Here is a 23,975-nt window from a genome sequence, read left to right on the forward strand (position 1 = left end):
ATCCATTGTGCGCATCCTCGTCGGCAACCACATCGACCCGTCCATTCGTGAACGCGGCGACATGCGGGCCTGGACACAGCGCCTGTTCTGGTTCGCTCGCCCCGGTGACCTGCTCATCCTGTGCTGCGAGCCGGAGGGTGCGTTCCTCGACTACGTCCTGGGCTACACCGGCGTGAAGCACCGCGAGCTGACCGTCCTGGTAGCGCCCGCCGGAACGTGGCGCAACACGCTGCTCGATCCCGCCTCGCTCACCGCGCCCGAGTTCGTGGAGACGGTGCGGGCCGCCCTCGACGCCGCGGGCGGGCCGGATGGGGTGAGCGAGGTGTTCGCGCTGTGGCCGTCGGCCTCTGTTAGCCGCTTCGCCGCGGCCCTGGGCATCGCGGACCGGTTTCCCGGTGCCGCGTTCTTCGCCCAGGGCGGCGGGGAGATCGGCAACAACAAGGCGAACTTCCGTGCCCTGGCGGCGGCCGCCGGGGTACCGATCCTGCCCGGCCGTGTGTGCCGCAGCCGCGCGGAGGCGGCCGACGCGACCCGGGAGCTGCTGGCGTCGTCCCGGTGCGGGGCGGTCGTGGTCAAGCAGGCCCACAACGGCGCCGGGGTCGGCAACCAGCTCCTCGTACGCGATCCGCAGCTGGCGGTGGACCACGTCGGTGCCCGCCACCTGCATCACCTGGCGCCCGGCGCGGACGGCATCACGGCGTACTGGGATCAGCGCTGGATGTGGGCGAGCGGGGACGGCCGGTGGCCAGTCGTCATCGAGACCTTCGCACCCGGCGCGGACGCGGTGTACTCCGAGCACTACGCCGCCGACACCGGCACTTGGCCGACCGAGATGGGCCGCCTGCTCTACGTCGGCCGGCGCCTGAGCCACCAGGTCGTCCCCCTCGACCGGGTCAGCGACCAGGTGCGGGCGGCCCTGCTGGACGGCGGCACCCGCATGGCCGAGGCATACCGAGCCTTCGGCTACCGCGGGCACCTGAGCGCGGACGCCCTGGTGCTGCCCGACCAGAGCATGGTGTTCACGGAGGTCAACGCGCAGGTCTCCGGGTCGCTGCACATCTACCAGCAGATCGCCCGCCGCATCGTCGACGTCGCCGCCATCCCGCCCCGCCAGGTGGTCGAGTACCACGTCCCGCCCACCTGGGCCGTGCCCGACTTCGACACGTTCCTGGCCGCGCTGGACGAGGCGGGCTTGGCTTACGACCCGGTCACGCGGACGGGGGTGATCGTCTCGATGCCCGCGATCCCCCTCGCCCCCGGGGCGCCGGTGCAGTTCGTGTTCTGCATCGCCTACGACCCTGCCATCGGCTACGACGACGCGTTCGCCCGGCTCGCCGAGCGTTTCCAGACCCTGCCCGCCGCAGCCGTCGACGCCAGCGAGCACATCGGCCACGCGGCCGTGTCCTTCTCCTCCTGACCGGGAGCCCCGCCATGACCACCAGCACAATGGCGGCCGCCGAAGCGGCCCAGCTCACCCCCGCCTTCGGCCTCGACGCGGGCCGGCTCGCCGCCGAAGTCGCGGCCGTCACCTCCCACACCTGGAACGTGCAGCGCACTCACACCTACGGCGGGCAGGTCGGCCGGGCGGCCCCGATCGACTGGCGCGTCCTGCCGCTGCGCAGTCTCGGCGGCGACGCCGAACGCACCGACCCGGGCGGCCCCGGCCCCCAGCCGTTCGCGCCGACTCGCTGGCTTCAGCACCTGCCCTACCTCGCCCACCTCCTGCACCAGATCCCGGCCCCGCTGAACGCCGTGAGGCTGATGGCGCTCGGGCCCGGCGCCGTCTCCACCGCGCACTGCGATCCCAAGTACCGGCTCGACCGCGGCATGGTGCGGCTACACATCCCCATCGTGACCACGCCGGACGCGGTGCTTGTCCTGGACGGCGTCGAACACTGCTGGCAGCCGGGCACCCTGTGGTACGGCGACTTCTGCCGCGAGCACCTGGTTCGCAACACCAGCAGTGCGGTGACCCGCATCCACGTCGTCATCGACGCCCTCCTCACCGCCGATCTCGCCACCTGGTTCCCCGCGTCCTGGCGGGAACTGCTCGCCCACGGGGAGGTCCTGCTCAACCGGTCCGCCCCGGCGAGCACCCCTGCGTGGCCCGCCACGCTGCCGTACGACGCGCTTTTGCCCAGCGGATTCGCGGACTTCGACGCGGCCGCCCCGCTGGACGGCTCCCTCCTGCCCGCCGGCCTCGACCGCGCAGCCAGCGACGTCCTCGCCCTGACCGTCGCCGGACGCTCCTTCGCGCTCGTCCCGGCCGGCGACAGCGGTGAGTGGCGGTTCTCCGGCTGGAGCGAGCAACGCACCCTCCAGCCCGACGACCACGGCGGCCTGATGCTGCGGGTACGGCGCGGCCGCGCGCTAGCCGACCGGCACGTGCCCGCCGAACCCTGCACCCCCTGACCCCTGATCCCGACCGCTCCGCCTGGAAGGAACCGCCTTCGCCATGCGCTTGCACAGCTACGACGACTTCACCCCGCTGAAGGAGATCATCGTCGGGTCCGCGGAAAACTACCTCGGCCACGACCGTGACCTGAGCTTCGAGCTGTTCCACCACGAGAACTTGGCCGGCTTCCGCTCGGACTGGGCCTACCCCCGGCTCGCACAGGCCGGTACCGGAGCCCGTGGGCAGAACTGGGCCGTCAAGCAGCGTTACGCCGAGGAACTGCACGAGGACGTCGAGAACCTGGCCGCCGCTCTCACCGGGCTCGGGGTCACCGTGCACCGGCCCATCCCGCTGCCGCCCGACGCGGCCCGCATCGCGGGCCTGGGCTGGGAAGCTGCCCCCACCCCCGCCCTGAACATCCGTGACAACACCCTCATCGTCGGGGACCAGATCATCGAGACGCCGCCGGCGATCCGCTCGCGGTACCTGGAGACCCAGCTCCTGCACCGTGTCTTCCGCGCCTACGAGAAGGCCGGTGCCCGGTGGACGGTGATGCCGCGCCCCACCCTCACCGACGGCTCGTTCGACCTGTCCTACGCCCGCGACGCCTCCACCACACTGGGCGGGCCGACCGAGCCGATCCAGGATCCGCAGCCCAGCCCGTACGACGTGGGGCTGGAGATGATGCTCGACGGGGCCCAAGTGCTGCGGCTGGGCCGGGACCTGGTCGTCAACGTTGCCCAGAGCAACCACGAGCAGGGTCTCGACTGGCTTCAGCGGCACCTTGGCCACGACTACCGCGTCCACCGGGTGTGGCGGATGGCGGACAACCACATTGACTCGATGGTCCTCGCCCTGCGGCCCGGCGTGTTCCTCGCCCGGCACGACGGCATCCGTGACCTGATGCCCGAACGCTTGCGCTCCTGGCGGCACATCGTGCCGCCCGAGCCGGACGAGGGCGCGTTCCCCGTCTACGACGACGCGGACCTGGTCCTCACCAGTCCCTACATCGACCTAAACGTCCTGTCCGTCGATGAGCACACGGTGCTCGTCAACCAGGAGTGCACCGGTCTGGCCAAGACCCTGGAGGCCGAGGGCTTCGACGTGGTGCCCGTCCGCCACCGGCACAGGAGGTTGTTCGGCGGTGGGTTCCACTGCTTCACCCTGGACACCTGCCGGGACGGCGGCCTCGTGGACTACCTGTCATGACCGGCGCCGCCGTGCTGCTGCTGGACGCGGCGGGCCCTGAGTCCGCCGCGCTCGCCCGCGCGGCGGCCAAGCGCGGCCACCAGGTCCACGCCGCGACCATGGCGGACGGACAGGCGCCGGCGCCGGGGCTGGACGGGCAGGTCGTCACCGACTTCTCCCGGCCGGAGCGGGCCGTGGAGGAGATCACCGCGTATGCCTGCCGCCGCGGCGTCGGCGCCGTCCTCACCGCCAACGAGTACCTGACCGAACTCGCCGCGCTCGTGTGCGCCGAGCTCGGCCTGCCCGGTAACGACCCGCACCTGGCGCACGCGGCCCGCGACAAGGCAGCGATGGCGAGCGTGCTCACCGCGGCCGGCGTGTGCGTCCCCTACACCCGGCTCGTGCATGACGACACCGAGCTGCAGGACGCGCTCGCGGACGCGGCGGTCGGCTTCCCGTGCGTGATCAAGCCGGTCGGCGGGGCGGGCTCGGCCGGGGTCACCGTAGTGACGTCCCCGGCCGAAGCCGCCGCGGCCGCCGATACCGCACGCAGGGCGCGCGGGCGGTACGGCGGCGACGGTGCGGCGGGCTTCCTGGTTCAGGCGTACGCCGCCGGTTACGAGTACAGCGTCGAGTCCGTCACCCAGGACGCCGTCACCACGCACCTCGCCGTCACACAGAAGGCGGTGACCGGCGGCGCCCGCCGCGTCGAGGCCGGGCACAGCCTTCCCGTCCGCCTGCCCCCGGCGACCGAGAGGGCCGTGCACCGGGAGGTGGACGCGGCGATCCGCGCGGTCGGCATCCGCCACGGTGCCTCGCACACCGAGGTCGTCATCACCACCGACGGCCAGTGCACGGTCATCGAGATCGCCGCCCGGCTCGGCGCCGGCCACATCGGGCTCCTCCTCCAGCACGCCCTGGGCATCGACGTCTTCGCGGCCCTGCTCGACGTCGCCCTGGGCCGCCCGGCCGAGCTCACCTCCACCGCCCACGGCCATGCCACCGTCCGCTTCATCACCGCCCCGCACGCCGGACGGCTCACCTCCCTGACCGGGTTCCCGAAGCCGGGGCCGGGGGTGCCGTTCGTACGCTGGCGGGCAGCGATCGGCGGCCCGGTGAACGCCGCCGGCGTCAACGCCGACCGGCTGGGCTGCTTCATCGTCACCGGCATGGACGCGGCCGAGGTGGAACAGCGGGCCGACATGCTGATGCGGCAGGTCCGCCTCCACGTGGTCCCCGTCCCGCCTGGTGGCCATCCACGTCAGGCCAGTTCGACAAGGACGGCGGCCATCGCTCCGTAGCTCTCCCTCACCGCGTCCTCCTTGCCCAGCCGGTAACGCTCTAGGCGGATCGCGCCCAGATGCCGAGCCTCGTAGATCCGCGCCCGCCACGCTGCGCCCGGGGAGCGGTCCAGCGGCCCGTAGGAGTCCCAGAACGCTTCGCGCTCATCCGCCTTGGCCGTTGCCATCCGGATTGTCCAGTCCGCCTGCGGGTCGGCCCACCAGGTGCGATCCGTGTCGAACACGCCCGTGATCATCGGTTCCGGGGCAGAGCTGTGAAGCATGGTGTTCAGGGTCCAGAAGTCCCCCAAGGTCATCCGAGGCTCGGTCACCTCGTCGAGAACGGCGTGGTGGTGGCCGGCCACGGCGGCCACCTTGCGCACATCGGCGGCGTCCAGGCCGGCACTGTCGAGGTCGGAGGCGATGTCCTCCAAGGAGGCGACGACCGCCTCGCTCCACGTGCCGTACACAGGGCCAGTGACGGGCCCGAAGTGCGTGCCGCGCACCGCGTGCACCTGGCGGGCGATGGCTCCCATCTGCCGGAAGAAGGCGTGCCACAGCGTGCGGGGGTAGTCGCGGAGGCGCTCGGGCGCCGGGACGCCGTCCAGGAAGCTCTGGATCATCCAGTCCCGGCCGATCACCTCATGCGTCCAGTCCACGGCGATGATCCGCGGCAAGAGTGATGAGATCACCGCCAGATAGGGCAGGGAGGCGTACTCGTTGCGCATCAGCTCCCGCTCGCTGCGGAACTGCCTGCCCGGCTCCGGTGCAACCCGCAGGATCACCGGCCGTTCCTGCCCGGCCACCGCCACCCGGTACGTGTTGTTGTACATCCCCGAGCCCAGCTCCACGGCGGACACAACCCGCACGTCAGAGCCGAAGACGCGGCGGCAGACCGCCTGCACCTCCTCAGCGGTCACCGGCTGCTGGAACGCCTGCGACGTGCGCTCGACCGGGCGGAAATCCATGCGGCCCCCTTGGCGGTGACAGTGCGCCAGCCGACGGCGCAAGAAGGTGCCCATTGTTCCGCCCGCACGGGCGGAAGTCTCCTTGGCGGGGCGCCTCGGGCCGCAAGTGCCCGATTCCTTCTCCTGCGCATCGAGAGGTCAGGGAAACGGGACCAGCCCGGCGGCGCCCGTGGTGCCGATGCGCCCGTTGGGCACCCGCAGGCCGAGGGAGATGGGAATCAGTCACATCAACCGATCGGTCGGACGCCGACGACGTCGAACAGCACGCCTGTCCGAAGTGTGACGCTCAGCCCGGTTCGCCCTGCTGCTCGCGCGGCGGCGTGGTCGCTTCCGCCTACCACACCCGTCGCTTCACCATGTGAGGCCAGTGTGCCGACCGGTGAGCGTTGGCCCAGGGTGGTGATGGAGGGCGGGCCTACGACACGATGCTGCAATGCACGAGGAGCCGTTGGAGGAATGGGCGAGGCGGCGCGAGGAGCGCCGGAACGCCTCGAAGGGAAGGCTGCGCGCTGTGCCGCTCACCTCGGGCCCCCACCGAGGGACGCACGTGGAGCCCGGCGCACCCAGGGCGATCGAGGAATGGAACGGCATTCAGTGGGTGACCGTGGGTATCGTCCCGGACCTGGCAGCCGCGCAAGCGTTGCTCTACCCGCCACCGGCGGTGGAGGAGAGGCCCGCTGAATGGGACCGACCTGCACTGGGCAGGGGGCGGGGCCGGCACCGCAAACCGTCTCCGGTGGACGAGCAGACTCGATGAGCCGCCGGGCAGCGTTGTCGGCCCGATGCGCGATCGGGTAGACAGGAGCGTCTTGTGCTGCCGAGCGAGGGGAGGGCGCAGTGCTCGACTGGCTGAAGCCCAAGAGCACCCGCCAAGAGCGTGATCTGGCGAGGCGTGCCCAGATGCGGCTTGCGACCCGTGTGTCGTTCGCCGACTCACCGAGGCAGGATCCCGATTCGCTGGTCGGTGAGGCCGTGTACGAGAGCGAAGTCGTGATCGAAGCGCTGATGGAGCTGGTCTCTGGCACCGCTCCACGCCGGCCTCTGCAACAAGCGGCAGCAGATGCCTTGACGGCCATGTCACCGCTCGTCGCCCTGCGTCCGTCCTGGATCGCGTACTGCAACCGGCGGTTCGGGCTGGATCCGGAGGTGACAGACGCGCAGAGCGAGATGTGCCGGCTCTGGGTCGACTCCGGGACGGCCCGCTCCTGGCCGGACTTCGAACGGGCCCGGTCAACGGTCATAGTGGCGAGGGAAGAGATCGCGAAACTGCAGACGGCGCTCGCAGAATTCACAAGCAGTGATGTCACAGCCCTGGCGTAGAGCGGAGCGCCCGCTCAGCGAGCAGCAGAGCTGACACGCTACCCGCCTCTGTGATCCGGCCGTCCTCAACGGCGGCGAGCGCCCAGTCCATCGTCTGCCAGTGCACGGTCATGCCGATCTCGGTGTCGTCCCGCCGTACGGTGCCCAGCCGTAAGCCGGTGGCCAGCAAGAGGTGCGTACGCGCTGTGGTAGTCGCGGGCAACGGATCAATCACGCCCAACGCTCGCACCTCGGTCGCGACGGCGCCGGTCTCCTCCTCTAGTTCCCGTAGAGCTGCCTCCCTGGGCGTTTGGCCGCCGGTTCCCCCGCCGGGCAGATGCAGCACCCGGCGCTGCGGGAGGTAGAAGTCATCTTCGACCAGAGCGACTTGCTGGGACTGGTCGAGTGCTACGACCCGCACGCTGTCATCGACAGCGACGTGCTCGTACGTCCCAGGGCGGCCGTCGGGCCGGATCACCTGGTCGCGGTACAAGGACACGAACGGTCCGTTGTACACCAGGTCAGTCTGTATGCGCTTCCAGCCCATTGCGCTCCTTGGGGGCGGTCTCCAGCGACGCCCCATCATGACGCTGAACGGGCGCCTCACACCGCCACCTCGAAGTTCGTCGGCCAAGCGGCTGCGTCACCCGTTCCCTGCCCAATGCGTATACCTCGATGCCATCGGCGTACGCGGTGAACGCCACCCACCACCGCCGCCTATGAAGCACCGCGCCTTCCCAGCCCCCCAACGGCGGCCATACATCGCGGCGGACCAGCGCCGCCGCGATCGTCTCCATGACCTCTTGACGCTCCTGCTCCAGAAGCTCGGCCAGCGCGTCCTCCGCCCGGACCGCGAGGTCCACCCTGTACGTCATCGCACCCCCTGCTCGTGATCGGAAGCAGCACCGTACGGCGAGGAGAGCCACCGCAGGCGACCCTGTGGATAACTCCGGCCGGGCTCAGGAGGCGGCGGCGCTCGGCAGACCGGCTAGCGTCGGCATTCGCGTCTCGCGACGTGGCGATCATCAGCACGACTCGCGGTCCTGGCCATGGTGCCGTAGACCGGATGCATGGTGCTGCAACCGCCGGTTGAACCGATGCTGGCGCAGGCCCGTGACCAGATGCCACCGCCCAGCGCGCTCCCCGGCGAGCCGGTGTTCCAGCCGAAGTGGGATGGCTTCAGGGCCCTCATTTTCACCCCCTGTCCGGCGCCCGGACCCGTCCTGATCCAGTCCCGGCGCGGGGCACTGATCCAGGCCCGTTTTCCCGACCTCGTGCACGCCGCCGCCGAGCTCCCCGACGGCTCGATCCTCGACGGAGAACTGCTGGTATGGGCCGGTGAACACCTGTCCTTCGAGGCCCTGCAACGGCGCGCGGCCTCGCACGGCCGTACCGCCGCCCGGCTTGCTGAGCAGATGCCGGCCCACTTCATTGTGTTCGATGTCCTCCAGATCGACGGTCATGAATTGTTGCGGACGCCATACGCCGAGCGCCGGGCGCGGCTGGAGACGGTGTTCGCCAAACACCACCTGGCCGACCCGTGGACACTGTGCCCGGAAACCGGCGATGTGACCGTCGCCCGGGAATGGCTGATGTCCTGGACCGAGGTGCCCGGCATTGAGGGCCTGATCATCCGTGGAAGCCAGCAGCACTACCTGCCCGGTGCCCGCGCGCTCATCAAGATCCGCAGACGCGACACCACCGAGGGCATCATCGGCGCGGTCACCGGCACGCTACGTCGCCCGCAGAGCCTCGTGCTGGGCCGGTACGACCGGGGTGGGATCCTGCGGGCCGTCGCCCGCAGCGCGCAGCTGCAGCCCCGCCACGTCCGGCATCTCGCCGATCAGCTCACTGCGGCCAAGAGAGGTCACCCGTGGGAGGGCGTCCGGTTCACCACGACATGGGGGTCCCGAATTCCGCTGGAGGTGGTCCTTGTCGAGCCGGAGCTGGTCGCCGAGATCGACGTGGACACCGCCCGGGACCGAGGCGTGTGGAGGCATCCCGCGCGATACGTACGACTTCGCGAGGACATGACTCCCGGGGACGTTGCCGCGTTCGGGCAAGGAGCTGTGCCGGCAGCTGGGTGACGGCCGCCGGTAAGCCGGAGGAATCCTCGGCGGCCTCAATCGCTCGGCAGGCCCGGCACACCAGCTGGGCGTGGGCCCCGTAGCGGCGCGTCAGCCCCTGGCAGAGCGCGCAGTAGCCGACCTGGTTGGGGGTACATCCCAGTAGCAAAGCGGCGGCGGCCCGATCCGTTGAAGGGTCGATGCGCTGCGGCATCTGATCCATGTGTCCGAATGTACGTCCGGCCGCCTGGGCGGGCAGCTCGTCGATCGGAATGCTCACGCCAGGTCTGTGCCCAGCTCGGTGTCAGGGCGGCAGAACTGGCACGGCTCGATGTTCGGGTCGGTAAGCGCGGCCCGCGCCTCATCTGGCCTGATCCGGTGCCGCGTGCCCTCGATCATCGAACAATCAGCCAGGTGGATGAAGGCGGGCTCAGACCCATGAGGGGTTCGCTTCTGCTGGACGACGTAGCCGGTCTCCACCGGTGGCGCAGTGAAGCCTGCAAGCGGGCCGTCACCCTTCACCTTGCCCATCCGTCGCTCCGGCTGCCATGGTCGCTCCGGCTCGGCCGGACCCTCCGCGCGAGCCAGGGTCATCTTGACCTTGTCTCGCTGGAGACGCAGGTAGATGGCGACGGTCTCCGTCTTGGCGAGCTGCTCGTCCAAATACGCCAGGATCTGCCTGAGCCGGGGCGGGTCAGAGGGCAGCGGCGGGTCAGGGGGTAGCTCGGACATGACGTGCACCGTGCAGCGCCGCCCAGCCCGCCGACCGCCGGCCCTGCCAGTACGGATGGAACAGCACCTCCGACGACAAATGGATCAGTCGCCTCCGAACTGCAGTGCGCGGCCGTGCTGCGAGCTGTCGGTAGGCGGCGTGCCACTCCTCCTGTGCGCGAGCGAGGTCGTCGGGAATCGGACTCATAGCCAGATTCAAGCATGTGTTCGATTTTCTTCGCCACTCCGTCCGACCCTGACAAGGTGGCGGTTGTGGTGTGTCCCGTGCCAACCAACCTTGAGCAGGCGCCATCGAACCTTGGCACTTGAGAGGCCGCGCCATCGAAGCCTGGTCGTCCTGGGCTGATTCCAGTCAGATCGAGTGGGGTCCACGCTGGCTGTTCTGGTGGTCGATTGGACGACAGAGCGACTGGCTTCATGTAGGGGCCGCAATGCCGTGAGCACTGGTTCCTGCAGGAAAGTCAGAATCCGGACTGCGTGAGCAGAGGCCCTGTCGGTCGATCATGAGCAATCGGGCTCAGTCCGAGCGGGGGCGAAAGTCGATTGGGTCGATCCGGGTCGGTGCCGTACAGTTCACCGTACCGACGCGGGGTGGAGCAGCTCGGTAGCTCGCTGGGCTCATAACCCAGAGGTCGCAGGTTCAAATCCTGTCCCCGCTACTCAGATGTGAAGGCCCGGTATCCACCGGGCCTTCACTGCGTGTGGGCCGGTTCGGACCTGGTTCTTGGCGAACAGGGCACCGATGTCACAGAAGGCGTCAACGTACTGGGCTGCAGCGAGGCCGTACGCCGCCTCAGCAATCGGCGCCCGCGACCCGGGGCAGGTCGTTGAGTCAGTGCTAATGATCATCCGGATTGCTTGGACGGTGCTCATGATCAGCCGACGGTACCCAGGGAATCGCGGACCCTGCACTGCACTGTCCAAGGACAGCAGTGTCCGTTGTCATCCAATCGAGGCGGTTGACATCAAACCCAGTCGTCTTGTGCCTCCGAGCCGTTCGTCTTGATCTATGAGCGATCTGCGGGGTTGTAGGCGACTTCGTACCTTCGGTATCGCGGCGCGCCCGGGGCGGTGTCGCCGGTTTCGACAGGGGGCCCGGACACTCGAACCGCAGCAAGATGCGGTAGCCGGTCAGTCCACTTGTCGTAGACCCAATGAGCCAGGTCGGCGGGCCCGGAGTGGTCCTGTAGCGCGTCGTCGACCTCGTTGAGGTGGCGATGGTTGAGCTGCTCTCCAACCCACACGTCGAACTCGGCGAAGGCGGTGTGGATGGCCACCGACTCGTTCTCGGTGAGGTTCTCCTGGCCGGAAGCCTCCAATGTCACGGACCAATTGTGGCTGTGCATACGGGCGCAGGGGTGCCAGGACGGCAACCTCGGCTCGATGTGCGACGCGCTGAAGTCCGCCTCGTGAGTCAGCGTCATCATCGGTTCGTCTCCCTCCGTCGTCGCCACTGCCGAGGAGGCTACCCGCCACCCCGCCGGAGCCGCAGCGGTGCCCGACTTTGGCGGGCGGGACGTACGCACGATCAGAGGCGCAAGACGACTGGGTTCGATGTCAACCGCCTCGATTGGGATGTGTAGGGACTCAGGGTCCGTGCCATGGCGCGGTCCTGTGACCTGTGGCTTCTCGTGGTGTCTCAGACCGTGGCCAGCCGTCCAGTCTCACGATCACGGCCGAATCGGACCGTCCGCAGACTGTGGGAGGCCACTGACCTGCGGTGTCTCACGAGCGGCCACCGAATGGCCATTGGCCCTGAGATTCGACCAGGGATCTTGAGTTCTCACAGGATGACAGCGGACAGCAGTTCTGTCCTCTGACATCCAATGCAGTCGTTTGACAGCGAACCCAGTCGTGCGAGGTGAGCACGCTCCTGCATGCAGGGGCGTTGCCCGCGACGCTACATCGTTGAAGACGCAGACCGGCGAGAGTCTCAGGCGATCTGGTCCGGGGTTGTCGAGTTGAGGACGAAGGGAGCAATCGCTGCAGCGGTGAGCGGGGAGGACAAGTACGCTCCGAGGGTGTGGAAGTCGATACTGCCAATCGGGGTGTCGGCGTGCTGGTCAACGGGGAATCGGTCGCCGAGCCGGCGGGGAATCGCCACAAGGTCACCTGTGTCGGCGAGGTTCACCCAGTAGCGGACCCCGGCAGGTCGGGCACCCCGATCGGCGATGGGCGCGGGCACCAGGTGATCAAAAATCCCGCCTGGCAGGCCAAGGGGAGAGCCCAGGGTTACGAAGCAGTCCACGGTCAGTTCCGGGTGAGCATGGAGGGCCTCGTACGCGACGACGGAGCCGAGGGAGTGCGCCAGCACCACGCGGGGGCGCACCCGCCGGATCGACTCGGCCACGGCGGATCGGGCGGCAGCCCGTACCTGCGGAACGTGGAGGTAGCGGCGGACCTCGCCCGCCAGCTGGACGGCGAGCCGGATGACTGTCCCGATGGGGATGTTGCGGCGTCGGGAAACCCAGGACAGGACCTGCCGCAGCGGTGCAGTAATCAGTCCCTGCCGTTCCTGGAGGGTGGGTGAACCCAATGCCAGCGCCCAGGCGATGACCACGGACTGTTCTCGTTCATCGATGGCAAGTACATCCGGCACGACAGCCTGTCGCTCCCCGCCGTGGGTGTGGTGAGCGTAGTACGCGACGTGCAGGGCAGGTAGTTGGTGGGCGCCCAGTCCGGCGGCCGTGAAGCCATGCTGAAGTTTGGGCCGCCACTGCCCTGCTAGTTCGGTGACCGCCTGTTCCGGCGAGCGGCCGCTCAGGTGGTTGCCGATGCCGTGCACTGCGACGATCGTCACTGCTCTGGTCCTTCCTCCAAGTGACAGTGAACGGAGTACGCCGGGAATCGCCACGGGCCGCCGGTGGTCACGCCGTCGACCTTGCTGATCTCGTACTCGTGTGCCTCCAGCCGTACGACCTCAAATCCGTCGGGCGTCAGTACGTCGACGAGAGCATCGTGGAGTTGGGCAGTGGTCGCAGTGATGGGGCGGGTGTAGACCAGGCCGGAGGAAGGCGGCAGTCCTCTCTCCCATTCGTCGGCGGTGTGCAACTCCCATCCATCTGCGCGGGCATCGCCACATAGCAGTTCGCCCGGCAACCAAGCCAGGACGTGGGTGACGTGGACGGTCGGCCGCGTCGGACGGAGCGCCGGCGCCGTTGCGGAGCAGGCCCAGCCGAGGGCCGTAACATGGCCGGCCTTGCTGCCTACCAGCACGCCGTTCTCGTAGGGGGCGATCGTGTGTACTCGATCCGGTACTGGGGCTGGCGGTCCGAGTGGATCGCCGGATTCGACATCCCATGCCTGGACCTCCGCCTTGCTGACAGCGGCCACGAGTACCGGCCTGCCGTTCACTTGGCTGACAGCCATCACCCGAGGGCCGGCCACGGGGACGGAACCCACGAGCGAGGCCGTCACAAGGTCCCAGATCCGCACCTGATCGTCGTCCGACGATTGCTCGGCAGCGAACAGGCGCCCGCCCTGCATCGCGATCGCTCCGATCCGGTCCAGCGTGATCGATTGCCGCAGGGTGCCGTCGGCCAGGGACCAGAGACAGACCCTGTGTTCGTTGTGGACGCTGATCAGGAGGGACTCGCTGCCGACGGCGCCTGCGACCAGCTCTGTGACCGGCCCCTCCACGCTGGCGAGGAGATGGGAAGGCGACTCCTTGATCGTGTCCCAGATATGGATACCGCCATCGGCACCGCCGACCACGGCCCACACCGAATCACCGTGCGGCACAGCGGCCAACGCGGTGGCCGGGGCGGGGAGGCGGACCGTCGATTCCAGGGCATCCTCACGGACGTTCCAGGTGTCGAGCTCATTCTCCGTGGTCACCGTGACGATGTAGGACGCGTCGCAGGCCGTCACGGTGGTGGCATGCCTGAGCCCGCCCAGGTCGGTCAATTCGCGATCCTCGGCGCCGGTGTTCAGGTCCCAAGCCTTGATCGTGCCGGACACGAGTTCGGCGGTGAGGGCGAACTCCGAGCCGCCGAGCCGCATGGTGCCGAGCATTGTGGCGGGGTGCCAGTGGTTTTGGCCGTGACCGAACCGCGGGCAAACGTCGAGGTCCCACACCCGTATGTTGCCGTCGCGATGGGCGGTCAGCGCGAGCTGGAAGCGGTCGACGCGGCGGATATCCCCTAGCGCCAGCCTTCTGTCCTCTGGGCGTGTGACGACCTGGACGGTGTCACCGTTCACCCGGACCGCGTACTTGCCGGGGGTGTAGGCGACGAGGGAGAGCAGCGGGGTCGGCACGTTGGTGCGCTGGATCCGCACTGCTTGGAGCCCGCCGGCCGATGTGAGGCAGACGGGCCGCCCGTTCAGTTTGCGCAGCACCCTCGGTCCGTCATCTTGAGGTTCGGCGCAAACATATTGGATCGCGAGGGAACCGTCCGCGGACTCCACTCCGAGTAGCGAGGAGATGGTGGTGTCCCCGGCGTTGACGGTGTCGAGGGTTTTGCCGAACGACTCATCCAGCAGGCCGATCCGGCTGATGTCACCGTTGACCCGACCAACTACAAGGAATGTTTCATCCTCAGTGTCGGCGACGGCCAGGGCCGAGACCCCCGCGCCGTCGAGGTGTGCGTCGGTAACGATCGCACCCGTGGCGAGATCGTGCAGTCGCAGAACGTTCTGGTCAGTCACCAAGGCAATGACCACCCGCTCCTCCAGATCCACGATCACCATGTGAGTGATGGCATGTCTGTCTGTCCGGAGCGTCGAGGAATACCGGAGGACCGCGCCGGTTCGGCTCGGTGTGATGTCCCACGCTTGGAGGGAGCCGTCGGTCCCGCCGAACACAGCGAGGAGCCGTCGATGGACAGCTCCCAGGGCCAGGGCTGACACTGTGGTGCCCAACTCGTCCTTGGTGATGACGTGCAGCAGGGACTCCTCAGGCAAGCCCGTACTCCAGCGCGTGCAGAGCACGGCCTGTTCGTCTTGGAGATGGCGCGCCAGTCCGGCCGCCCGGTAGGTCACAAGGCTCTGCTGAAGCCTCGCACGCCGTGTCTCCAGCAACCCGTCCTGCCCGAAGAGGCTGCCACGACCGAATGCCTTCTGGTATGCGGCTCCGGCCCGCCGCGCCGTGGGGGTTTTCGTCCTGTGAACGGCTTCCCAGATGCTGTTGCGGTCGGCGCGGACTAGGTATTCCGGGTCTAGGAACAACTGGTCGACTGCGGATCCGCCCGGCACAGCGACGGCATGATCCATAAGGTGTCGTAGCAGATACGGTGCAGCGAGGTCCCACCGAGGCCCCTCAGCGGCCCGCCGTCCGGGGACGGCCGACAATAGCTCGTGGAAGAGCTTGTCGGCGAGCCCGTCGAGTTCGGCCCCGGCGTCACGGAAGTGTTCGGTGATCGTCTCGTGGAAGAACCGGTAAAGCTGACGTCCGTCCGAGTCGATGTTCGTCCGCAGATAGAAGCGGGCGGCAGCCAGCTTCTCGCGGGCTTCGCCCGGGGTCAGCGGGCGGAGCCCCTGACCTGCGGCCATGGCGGCAGCGGTGGCCGCTGCCGCCACAAGCTCCAGTGGCATACCCTGACCCCGCGCTTGTGCCAGTCCCACCATCACGTGCCGCATCCACGGGTCGCCGTCCAGCGTGGTCCGCAAATGCAGTTCGAGCAGGTGCGGCAGAGTCTGCGGCAGCCGGGCGACCGCCTCGGCAGGTTTCAGGGGTACGCCGGCCCGCAGGAAGTCGGCGAAGAGTGCTGCGACGAGGAAGGTGCTGCGATCGCGGCCATGAGCGATCGCGGTGGCAACCGCACGGGCTACGGACTCGCGGAGGGCCTGGTCGCTGTAACTGGGTGCGCTGTACAGGATGTCGGCGATGTAGGTCGTGAGGTCGTTCGCAAGGTCCTCGACATTGGAAGAGGTGTCCAGGTTAAGCACCATCCCGCGGGCGCCGGGCGCTTCCCAGAAACGGTGGCCGTCCGTCTGCGGCGGGCGCATTCCTACGAGCGCTCGGAAGGCGGGGCGGCCGTCGGAGCGGAGCGTGCGCAGGAGCTGGGGTAGCAGATCGCGGACGATGCGGTCGCTCTCCAGGGCTTCGTCAATGGCATCGAGGATGAGTATTACCGGTTCTGGCAGGTCCTGGGCGATGCGTTTGAGCTGGTCGAGAGCTGGCTCCCTGCTAGCGGCGGCCGGCTCCGTGTCCTCGGGAGTCAGTTGGGCCGTGATCGAAGCGATCACCTCGTCCGTGCTCCGGTGCCGGGCATGGACCGCGACAAGAGTCGGGTACCGACGCTCCGGGCGGTACTGAGCAGGAATGCGGCCAACCAGCCCTGCGCTCAGCTCGGCGAGCTGATTGTGCGACAGGAAGACCGTTACCCCCAGCAGCGCCGACTTTCCGGCCCCAGGGCTTCCGGTGACCAGCAACAGGGTGTCGTCGCTCGCCAGCCAGGAGCGAATCTGGGTCAGCTCACGGGTTCGCCCAGTGAATAGGCAGGCCATGATCGCAGCGGCGTCGTCCAGGCGGCCGGACGCCCGGGTGAGGAAGTGGACTGGGTCCAGACCGGGGTCGAACTCCGCCGCTAGTTCCCGGACTGCAAATCGCAGTCGGCTCCGAAGACGCTGCCAGCCGTCTGTGCTAAACGCCGGGTTGGCGAAGAACTCCGGTACCGGCAACGAGGCGGCTCGGCGCGGCGAGTGCACTACGGTCTGCGGATACCCCTCGCCGAGGCGGACCAGCTCCCGTGCGATCTCGTCGGCGACAGCCTCCACCGGCACGTGGGACAGAGCCGGAGAAATGTCCCAGTGCCCCAAGCGGAGCCGCTCCAGCGCTTGGGCCGTGGCCTTGGTGAACCGTGCGTCAAATGCGCTCTCGTCCGCCGTGCAGGCCGCGATCACCCAGGTCCTTCGGTCGCCCTCGGGAACGTCCTGGAACAGCTGATAGTCCGTCGCGGCCCCTGCACCACAAACATCGAGCAGGAACAGGACAGGAGACTGGTTGGATCCGTGCTCGACCTCGTTCAGCCATCGACCGACATCGATCGCCGACTCCGGGAGGTCGGTCGGACGGCTGTCGTGCACGGGCAGGTACAAGACCCGGCGACGAAGAGCCCCGTGACCGGCAAAGTGAACGATACGCGGCCGGCCCGCCGAATCGTGCCGCAGTTGCCGCCAGCTCTCCTCAATGCTGACCCGATCCGCGTTGATCACCGGCTCATCGACGTTCAGTCCATCGAAGCGCGAAAGCACCATGGCGAGTTCACGCACCTGCGGTTCAACCGACGGCAGCGGACGGAACCCCTCCGACATGGGGTTCCACTCGCCGTCGACCACGCTCTCAAAGGTCCCAACCCCGAGCAGAAGTGCTCGAACCATCATCCCCCCGTGCCCGTACGCTTCGGTCTCCAGGCTATCGGGATCGAGGCTGGTCACCCCTCACGACTAGATCCACTGTCAGAAAGCCCAGGCGACTGCGTTTGCTGTCAAACGCCTCGATTGGATGACGAAGGACAAGTTCGCCTGGGGCAGACAGGAAAGATCCACGAAAGACTGGCCAATACTTCCAGTGGCATGTCAACGTAGACGACCTTCCCGGAAAACCCCAGGCCAGGAAGGCGGTGGCGCCTGACGGTCGGCCGCTAGCCGCTTCTCCCGGAGTTCCTTCGACGTGGAGACGTCGGCCGACATACTCGTCACCGCCGTGCCACGGGTGCCGGAGCCCCCCGACGCGTGTAGCGCGCCCGAACGGCTCTGCTTATTGGAGGCGACTCCTGCTTGTCCGGCGGTCTATCGGCTGGCCGCCGTATCCGTATGTCCCATGCAAGGAGGCTGTCCGTGCCGTCTACGGAAATGACCGTCGGAGATCTCATCGACCTGCTGTCCGCCTGCGACCGTGACGCCCCGGTCCGGCAGGCGATCAACCCGTTCTTCCCGACGGAGCACCGCCTCGCTCAGGTCGTCCAGTCTGTGGATGCAACCGGGCAGACGGTCGTCCATCTCGCCGAGGGCCGCGATGAGCACAGCCAGCTCGGTGTCCTGCCGCCCGAGGTAGCCGTGACGCTGGCCTGGCAGTCGCCCGTCCAGCCACCGCGTCGTCCCCGCCGCGCCGCTCGCGGCGGCCAGTAGATCCCCATCATCCTTGGAGGTGCCCCTGAACCCCGACTTCCCCCTCGACCCCACCGCGCCCGATCGAACCCAGGCCGCGTACTGGGTCGGCCCCCGCCACCTGGCCGGTGACGACGGACGCCTCTACGACACCGTCGCCGACACCCTCACCAGCCTTGGCTGGACGAGCCTGACGATGGTCCGCGGCCGGCAGGAGCCGGACGAGGCACCGGAGGACCGGCAGGTCGTGCGCAGCACAGTTCTGCACCTCAGCCCCGACACCCTCCGATGGGCCCAGTGGGTCCTCGCGGACGAGCCGTTCCTGCTGGGGGACCTGCCAGTCGCCTGGCAAGTGTCGGCTCGCACGGACACGGCCAGTCCGCTCGCGCAGTGGTCCGCGTACTTCACCGCCGACGTCCCCGGAGAGGCCGTCGTCGACTTCCTCGTCGCACTCGACGCACGGGAGCGCCCGGCCGAGGAGTTCGGCGGGACCGAGCTGGTCCTCGACGCCGTCACCAATCATGGCTGGCTCCTCGACATCGACCAGCCCCGTGCGGGAGCGATGGACGCGACCTTCACTTCCCACATCAGCTACGGCACCGTGCCGGCTCTCATCCAGGACGCCGACCCGCGCACCCTGATCGACAACATCGAGGCGAGCTTGGACGGATGGCAGGCATGGGCCGAGCCGGTGCTCGGCGCACGGTGCCTGTGGGCCGCGTCGTTCAGCTCCAGCGTCCCGCACGACCTGGTCGCCGCCTTCGCCCGCTCGATCAGCTCCACCGCACCGGTGCTGCGCCGGGTGCTCCCCGCGAGCACCAAGGGCCGGCTCCTGCGCGCCCCGGCCATCTAACGGCAGGCGTCCTGATCGCCACGAGGGGAGAGGAGAACTGTGGTCAGGGCTCTTGTTCCGCATCGACTGGTCGGAGCCCTCAGTAGGGGCCTGTGCCCAGCCGCCCTCCGTGTGCCATCGAAAGGCCCGGACACCTTCGTGTCCGGGCCTTATCGCATATCCGTCAGAGGTCCTGTGCTCATCGCTCGCTGATACCGGGTGGCGGCAGCCGGACGATCAGCTGTCTGAAGAATTCAGGCACCGCCTGGAATGGACCGGGACCGGTGACGAACGACGCCCCGTATATGTCGCCGGCCCCTACCGAATCGACATCGTGGCCGCGGAGGACGCCGGTTCCGGTTGGTATGCGACACGTACGAGGCCCTACTGCTCGATGAGGGACGGCCTGTGCCACGCGGGTGGGCATACGACGTCCAGCGCGGCTCGCTGCGATGCGAATGAAGGGCCATGCGATGGTGCCCCGCCACCAGCATGCGGGGCGGGGCACCGAGTAGTGGACGTCCTATCGGCCTGCGGTTGCCTTGGCGAGGGCCTTGTCGAGGTGCCGGTCGACGAGAGCGGGTGAACCGGAGACGATCACGAGGATGTTCCCATCGCGGATTGCGGCCTGCTTCACCACGCTGTCGTGCCCGCCGACGGAAAACGTCAGCAGCTGGCTCCACTGCTCCTCGCCGAGGTGGGGCGATGCTGCCTTCTCGGTAGTGACGTTGATGGCGGAGCCGCCGACGAGGACCTGGTATTCGGGGCACCCGGTCATGGCATCGAAGATCTTGGCCATGCCGTCGGACAGCTTGGTGGGTGCATCGCTATACAGCTCCTCGGAGACCTCGGAGTCGCTGTGGCTGGCGTAGGTGAAGGAGGTCTTCGCCTGGCGGGGAAAGTCGAGCGATCCTGCGGTGGCCGCGTCGCCGCCGAGGTCGGAGAGGGCCGGGCAGTCGAGGACGGTGACGTCGTCATGCCGAGCGGGGCGCTCGGGCTTGCGGGTGTAGCCGCTGCCCAGGTCGCTCTCGTCGAGCAGGCGAGCCGTGAGCGCGGTTGACGACAGTGGGGTGCTGTTCGCCTCAGTGGCGGCCGGGCTGCCGGGGCGAGCGGACGATGACGGAGCAGGAAGCGCCGTGGTGTTGGACGAGCAGGCGGGCAGGGCGAGCAGGGCAACGGCGGTGATGCCGGCGGCGGTGGTGGCGACGCGAACGCGCACGACTTGACCCCTCGGTTCTGGGAGATGGTTGGGCAGTGCGGCCACGGAGGGCCAGGCGGGGTCGTAGGGGTAAGGGGTCAGTGGCCGAGGTGGCGCAGGCAGTCCTCGAACGTGGAGTGTGTGGCATCCACCGGCGCCGAGTGCCGGTTGTACCAGGCCGTGTCCAGGCGCCTCTCCTGCTGCTGGTGACCGGCGCGGCAGCGCAGCCAGATCTGATCTTGAGTGGAGATGATGATCCAGTCCCGGTACGCGCCGCACTCGGCGCAGGTGACGATCTCGCCGTCCAGGACGACGGGTCGCAGCCAGGGCATCATTCGGCCGGCGACCTGGTCGTGGCTCGGGACCCGCAGGTCCGGCGGCAGGAAGTCGTCCACCTCGGCCACCGGCTCGGACGGATGCACACCGGGCTGTGGCGCTGGAGGCGTGGGCAGAGGGATGCGCTGCCACATCTCCCACATCTCTTGGTGCCGGCGCTGCATCTCGATGTCGAACGTGTCCTGCTTGCGGCGGCGTATCCGGTCAAACACGCTGGCGTCCTCCTGCGTCTCGTCCTGCTCGCGTCATGATCGTCTCGGAAGGCATCTGATCTGTTCAACTCGCAAAGTCCACAGTCACGACCGGCCATGCCGGGGCCTGGTTCGGCCCTGCGCCGCACGTCCGGTGCGGCTGGTCAGGCGGCCCGTCCCGCGGTCGGCGGTCACAGCGTTGCTGGTGTCGGCGGGTAGGCCGGCGGTGCGGTGCAGGCGCCACACCAGCACGTCGCTGATGGATTCCGCGGTGTCCAGTTCTCTGCGTCCGGCGGCGTCGGCGAGGAGCGCGGTGGTGTCGTGGCCAGCGGCTTCGGCGTCGGTGAGGGTGGCTGCGAGCGCGTACCAGCCGGGCTCGGTCAGGATCTGTTCGGCCAGCTCGGGTACGGCCTCGCGCAGCACGGACGTCTGCCGCTGAAGGAGCGGGCGGCCCAGGTGCCTGCCGCGCTGGTAGAGGGCGCCCAGCGGCTGGGCGGCGGCAGCCTGGTAGGCGGCGCGCAGGTGTTCGGCGGCCTGGCGTGCAGCGGCGGCCTGCTGGGCGTGGCCCTTCTTCGCGTGCCAGTGGATGGCGGCGGTGACGAGGAAGAACAGCATGTCGATCGCCATCGCGGTGGTCGCGCCGTCTTCCCCGCGGCCGAGCGCGGGACCGCCCTGGATGAGGTCGCGGGCGGCCTGCCGCAGCGCCCGGTCGTGGCCGCGTTCGGCCCGCACGTGCGAACGGGAGGCCCGCTCGAAGGCGATGGCGGCCTGCCGTAGTTGCGTCCGGGTGTGCGCAGCGGAGGTCTTCGCGAGCGCGTCCAGGACCTCACCGGCCGAAGCGATGTGAGCAGCGGCGACCGCGTCGTCGCCCTGCTCGATGACGATCAGCGCCTGCCATGCCGCAGAGGCAGTGCCTCGGCGCGCGACGGACGGGGCGCCCGGAGCCATGTGCGGCGGCCAGCCGGATGGCGCGGCAGCGTGATCGTCGCGGTCGGCGGACCAGCGTTCGCGGATGCGGGGCAGTGACAGGTCCGGAGCAAGCCTGGAACCCGAGTAGAAGATGGGTTCGCCGTCCTTGTTGCGGTCGTCGGGGAGTGCGACGGTGTAGCCGAGCAGGTCGCCGGAGGGCGCGATCCGCCGCCGGATGAGCAGGCCGGCGGCAGCGAGCCGGTCGAAGAATTCCGTCTCGCTGGTGGCACCGGCTACCGCACGGCGGACGGTCTCGCGCAGCTCCTCGCGAGGGGTGCGTTCGCGCTGCTGCCGTTCGGCCTTGTGCCGCTCGGCGCTGGTGGGCCGCTGGGCGGCGGTGCCGTCCCCGGTGTTGAGCCGCTTGAGGCCGTACTCGGCCTCGATCAGACGGGCTTCGGCCTGAGCACGGCCAGCGTCGTTGTTCAGGCGGGGCCGACGGCCGTCTTCGCGGACGAGGGTGGCGATGATGTGGATGTGGTCGTCGGCGTGGCGGACGGCCGCCCAGCGGCAGCCGGCGTCGTCGCCGTCAGGGGCGATGCCGGTGGCCGCGACCATGCGCCGGGCGATCTCGCCCCACTGCTCGTCGGACAGCACCGGGTCCTCTGGCGCGGCGCGCACCGATAGGTGCCACACGTGCTTGGCCGGGCGACGGCTGGGGGTGAGAGCCTCGACCGGCTGGTCGAGGAGCTTCTGCAACTCCGTGAGCGTCGCCTGCGGGTCGCGGCCGGGATCTGGGGCCAAGCTGTCCCAGGCCGCCACAAGGTGCGGGTCGACGTGCTCCTCGTGCGTGCCAGGCCCGTACAGGTAGTACAGCAGCCCGATGGTGCGCGTCCCGCGCTTGTGGACTCTGGGGATCATGCGGCGTGGTTCTCGGTGTCCAGGTAGTGCTGGGTGAAGGTCTCCACGCGCTTGGCGGCGCGGTGGACGGCGTCGAGGACAGCTCGGGTGTGCGGGACGTCGGCGCCGGCGTTGGTGGCCTTGGCCACCTGGTTGAGGTTGTTGCCGATCTGGCCGAGGTGCCGGCGGACGGCGAACAGCTCGGTCAGCACTTCGCGTTCGGAGGCGATCTCCGCAGCGGTGCGGTCGAGGTCACGGGCAGCTCTGAGGGCGGCGTGGGCGAGGAAGCTGGCGACGCTCATGCGGCAGGCGGACGCGGCGCGGACGAGCAGCTGGTACTCGTCGTCGTTCATACGGCAGCTGGGCTGACGCATGCGCTTGTGCTCGTTGCGCAGGCGTTCACGCTGGCGCACGTGCGGCTTCGGCGGCGCGGCGTGCTCGCAGTTCGAGGTGTGGCACGCGTGCTGTTGTCCCCCTTCTGGATGCGGTCCGCCCTCGGCCGCATCCTGGTGGACCGGCACCTCCTGGTGCCGTTCCACTCTCGCCACTCCAGGGGCGGGGAAGGCAAGAGCATTGCTCCCATTGGGAGCAATGCTCTTGCGATAACTTGCTCGCCCCGAGACCGAGTTGAGGTCCTGAGCAGGTTCCGGGGTGGTGCCGTTCTCGTTCGGGTTCGTCATCGGCTGTCGGGCCTCACCGTGCGCAGTCGTCGCTGGATGCTGGCGGTTAGATCGAGGACGGCGGCCGGTCCTTCCAGGAGCTGGACCGGCCCGTTCGGCTTGTGCTGGACGAGCCAGTGGCCGGTCGGGACGGGCACCATGGCGTGGACGAGGTGCCGGCGGACCAGGACGGCGGCCCAGGCAGCCGCCTCGGTGGCCATGTGCCGCGACGAAGGAGTAGGGCGGTGAAACACGGATGCCTCTCGGGGCAGGGCGGTGGCCCGGCGCGCACCGGGCCACCGCAGGGGACAGGGGGAGTGACCTGCGGGTTTGCGGGTCACCCGCACTCGGGGCAGCGCCCGACGTGGCCGCTGAGCGCCCGGGCCATCCGCGCCTTCGTGGAAGCGGCGTACGTCGCGCTGGCCTTCGCCGATGGCCTGCCGGCATGCCGCTCGGAGTGGGCGCTCAGATAGCCGATCTCCCGCTCGTACTCCTCACGGAGGGCAGCGAACTGCGGGCAAGTCCTCATCGGGTGGTGCTCCTTGTCGTCGTGATGCCGTCCGGGCTGCGCAGGGCCGCCAGGACCAGACTGAGTCGGTCATTCCGGCCGCCGGGGAGCTTCTCGCGGCGGATGATCTCCCTGAGCTGGACCCGGGTCACGGCCTCGTTGCCGTCCCGTTCCAGCAGCGCGGGTACGTGGGGGCGAATCAGCTCGACCAGTTGGTCGACGTCCTGCTCCGGCTCGCGCGGCGGACGCTGCGGCTGCGGGCCTCGCGAGCGGCCACTGCGCTTGCCCTTCGCCTTGGAGGCCGGCGTCCGGCGCGCGGGAACCTTGTGTCCGCGGTCCCCGGTGGTGTCGGTCCCCGTGTCGGTCGGTCCCCGGTCCCCGGTGGTGTCGGTCCCCGTGTCGGTCGGTCCCCGGTCCCCGGTGGTGTCGGTCCCCGTGTCGGTCGGTCCCCGGTCCCCGGTGGTGTCG

The 23,975-nt window shown here is 69.0% G+C and carries 23 protein-coding genes, 1 tRNA gene and 1 pseudogene; 10 read left to right on the plus strand and 15 right to left on the minus strand.

From position 1 onward, the window contains the following. Positions 1–7 precede the first annotated feature (7 nt). The 4 genes from ABT288_RS12640 to ABT288_RS12655 are packed head-to-tail and all read left to right on the plus strand — an operon-like array spanning position 8 to position 4,884. Positions 8–1,417: a preATP grasp domain-containing protein gene (locus ABT288_RS12640; RefSeq protein ID WP_351605861.1), complete on the plus strand. Its 1,410-nt coding sequence runs from the start codon at positions 8–10 to the stop codon at positions 1,415–1,417. A 14-nt stretch (positions 1,418–1,431) separates the two neighbouring features. Continuing rightward, the gene (locus ABT288_RS12645; RefSeq protein ID WP_351605863.1) at positions 1,432–2,412 is read left to right on the plus strand and encodes an aspartyl/asparaginyl beta-hydroxylase domain-containing protein; all 981 of its coding nucleotides are present in this window, start codon (positions 1,432–1,434) and stop codon (positions 2,410–2,412) included. Between the two features lie 43 nt (positions 2,413–2,455). Continuing rightward, complete coding sequence (locus ABT288_RS12650; protein ID WP_351605866.1) at positions 2,456–3,604, plus strand: glycine amidinotransferase; 1,149 nt, start codon at positions 2,456–2,458, stop codon at positions 3,602–3,604. Further along, complete coding sequence (locus tag ABT288_RS12655) at positions 3,601–4,884, plus strand: ATP-grasp domain-containing protein (RefSeq protein ID WP_351605869.1); 1,284 nt, start codon at positions 3,601–3,603, stop codon at positions 4,882–4,884. The genes ABT288_RS12650 and ABT288_RS12655 overlap by 4 nt, the downstream gene beginning before the upstream one ends. Here ABT288_RS12655 and ABT288_RS12660 read toward each other — a convergent pair. Beyond that, on the minus strand, positions 4,845–5,831 hold the full coding sequence (locus ABT288_RS12660; protein WP_351605871.1) for a phosphotransferase family protein: 987 nt from the start codon (positions 5,829–5,831) through the stop codon (positions 4,845–4,847). The two genes, ABT288_RS12655 and ABT288_RS12660, sit on opposite strands and share 40 nt — an antisense overlap. Before the next feature lie 433 nt (positions 5,832–6,264). Here ABT288_RS12660 and ABT288_RS12665 point away from each other — a divergent pair, with 433 nt between their 5' ends. Both ABT288_RS12665 and ABT288_RS12670 read left to right on the plus strand, forming a co-directional pair. Then, on the plus strand, positions 6,265–6,588 hold the full coding sequence (locus tag ABT288_RS12665) for a DUF6087 family protein (protein ID WP_351605873.1): 324 nt from the start codon (positions 6,265–6,267) through the stop codon (positions 6,586–6,588). Between the two features lie 80 nt (positions 6,589–6,668). Continuing rightward, positions 6,669–7,151: a hypothetical protein gene (locus ABT288_RS12670; protein ID WP_351605876.1), complete on the plus strand. Its 483-nt coding sequence runs from the start codon at positions 6,669–6,671 to the stop codon at positions 7,149–7,151. On the opposite strand, the gene ABT288_RS12675 is transcribed toward ABT288_RS12670, so the two are convergent. Further along, a complete protein-coding gene (locus ABT288_RS12675) occupies positions 7,135–7,647 on the minus strand; it encodes an NUDIX domain-containing protein (RefSeq protein WP_351605878.1) in 513 nt (170 codons plus the stop codon). The genes ABT288_RS12670 and ABT288_RS12675 overlap by 17 nt on opposite strands. A gap of 4 nt (positions 7,648–7,651) precedes the next feature. Continuing rightward, complete coding sequence (locus tag ABT288_RS12680; protein WP_351605881.1) at positions 7,652–8,005, minus strand: hypothetical protein; 354 nt, start codon at positions 8,003–8,005, stop codon at positions 7,652–7,654. Between the two features lie 195 nt (positions 8,006–8,200). Here ABT288_RS12680 and ABT288_RS12685 point away from each other — a divergent pair, with 195 nt between their 5' ends. Further along, the gene (locus ABT288_RS12685; RefSeq protein ID WP_351605884.1) at positions 8,201–9,217 is read left to right on the plus strand and encodes an ATP-dependent DNA ligase; all 1,017 of its coding nucleotides are present in this window, start codon (positions 8,201–8,203) and stop codon (positions 9,215–9,217) included. Positions 9,218–9,472: 255 nt separating this feature from the next. Here the strand turns inward: ABT288_RS12685 and ABT288_RS12690 are convergent, their stop codons facing one another. Together ABT288_RS12690 and ABT288_RS50180 are read right to left on the minus strand one after the other, a co-directional pair. Beyond that, a complete protein-coding gene (locus tag ABT288_RS12690; RefSeq protein ID WP_351605886.1) occupies positions 9,473–9,859 on the minus strand; it encodes a DUF6233 domain-containing protein in 387 nt (128 codons plus the stop codon). Positions 9,860–9,908: 49 nt separating this feature from the next. Further along, positions 9,909–10,250 carry a DUF8825 domain-containing protein gene (locus ABT288_RS50180; protein WP_502972745.1) on the minus strand — a complete coding sequence of 114 codons (342 nt, stop codon included), beginning with the start codon at positions 10,248–10,250 and terminating at the stop codon, positions 9,909–9,911. A 263-nt stretch (positions 10,251–10,513) separates the two neighbouring features. Here ABT288_RS50180 and ABT288_RS12695 point away from each other — a divergent pair. Continuing rightward, positions 10,514–10,587: transfer RNA gene (locus ABT288_RS12695), tRNA-Met, on the plus strand. Between the two features lie 348 nt (positions 10,588–10,935). Here ABT288_RS12695 and ABT288_RS12700 read toward each other — a convergent pair. From ABT288_RS12700 to ABT288_RS12710, 3 genes are all read right to left on the minus strand, one after another. Continuing rightward, a complete protein-coding gene (locus tag ABT288_RS12700; protein ID WP_351605889.1) occupies positions 10,936–11,382 on the minus strand; it encodes a 6-pyruvoyl trahydropterin synthase family protein in 447 nt (148 codons plus the stop codon). Between the two features lie 479 nt (positions 11,383–11,861). Then, a complete protein-coding gene (locus ABT288_RS12705; RefSeq protein WP_351605891.1) occupies positions 11,862–12,713 on the minus strand; it encodes a serine peptidase in 852 nt (283 codons plus the stop codon). Positions 12,714–12,724: 11 nt separating this feature from the next. Further along, the gene (locus ABT288_RS12710) at positions 12,725–17,305 is read right to left on the minus strand and encodes a P-loop domain-containing protein (RefSeq protein WP_351605894.1); all 4,581 of its coding nucleotides are present in this window, start codon (positions 17,303–17,305) and stop codon (positions 12,725–12,727) included. A 402-nt stretch (positions 17,306–17,707) separates the two neighbouring features. Here ABT288_RS12710 and ABT288_RS12715 point away from each other — a divergent pair, with 402 nt between their 5' ends. Both ABT288_RS12715 and ABT288_RS12720 read left to right on the plus strand, forming a co-directional pair. Continuing rightward, the gene (locus ABT288_RS12715; protein ID WP_351605897.1) at positions 17,708–17,998 is read left to right on the plus strand and encodes a hypothetical protein; all 291 of its coding nucleotides are present in this window, start codon (positions 17,708–17,710) and stop codon (positions 17,996–17,998) included. A gap of 13 nt (positions 17,999–18,011) precedes the next feature. Further along, entirely contained in the window at positions 18,012–18,830 is an 819-nt protein-coding gene (locus ABT288_RS12720) for an SPDY domain-containing protein (RefSeq protein ID WP_351605899.1), read from the plus strand. Between the two features lie 502 nt (positions 18,831–19,332). On the opposite strand, the gene ABT288_RS12725 is transcribed toward ABT288_RS12720, so the two are convergent. From ABT288_RS12725 to ABT288_RS12755, 7 genes and pseudogenes are all read right to left on the minus strand, one after another. Next, complete coding sequence (locus ABT288_RS12725) at positions 19,333–20,028, minus strand: hypothetical protein (protein WP_351605901.1); 696 nt, start codon at positions 20,026–20,028, stop codon at positions 19,333–19,335. Between the two features lie 77 nt (positions 20,029–20,105). Then, entirely contained in the window at positions 20,106–20,477 is a 372-nt protein-coding gene (locus tag ABT288_RS12730) for a hypothetical protein (RefSeq protein WP_351605957.1), read from the minus strand. Between the two features lie 162 nt (positions 20,478–20,639). After that, positions 20,640–22,361: a relaxase/mobilization nuclease domain-containing protein gene (locus ABT288_RS12735; protein ID WP_351605904.1), complete on the minus strand. Its 1,722-nt coding sequence runs from the start codon at positions 22,359–22,361 to the stop codon at positions 20,640–20,642. Continuing rightward, positions 22,358–22,879 carry a plasmid mobilization protein gene (locus ABT288_RS12740; protein WP_351605907.1) on the minus strand — a complete coding sequence of 174 codons (522 nt, stop codon included), beginning with the start codon at positions 22,877–22,879 and terminating at the stop codon, positions 22,358–22,360. Before ABT288_RS12740 ends, ABT288_RS12735 begins: the two co-directional genes overlap by 4 nt. 137 nt (positions 22,880–23,016) lie before the next feature. After that, a complete protein-coding gene (locus ABT288_RS12745) occupies positions 23,017–23,220 on the minus strand; it encodes a hypothetical protein (RefSeq protein ID WP_351605910.1) in 204 nt (67 codons plus the stop codon). Between the two features lie 116 nt (positions 23,221–23,336). Further along, the gene (locus ABT288_RS12750; RefSeq protein WP_067135624.1) at positions 23,337–23,528 is read right to left on the minus strand and encodes a hypothetical protein; all 192 of its coding nucleotides are present in this window, start codon (positions 23,526–23,528) and stop codon (positions 23,337–23,339) included. Beyond that, positions 23,525–23,975: pseudogene (locus tag ABT288_RS12755) on the minus strand (hypothetical protein); the annotation flags it as partial. The gene ABT288_RS12750 and the pseudogene ABT288_RS12755, both read right to left, overlap by 4 nt.

The sequence above is a fragment of the Streptomyces sp. NPDC001093 genome, from assembly GCF_040298985.1.
GTDB lineage: Bacteria > Actinomycetota > Actinomycetes > Streptomycetales > Streptomycetaceae > Streptomyces.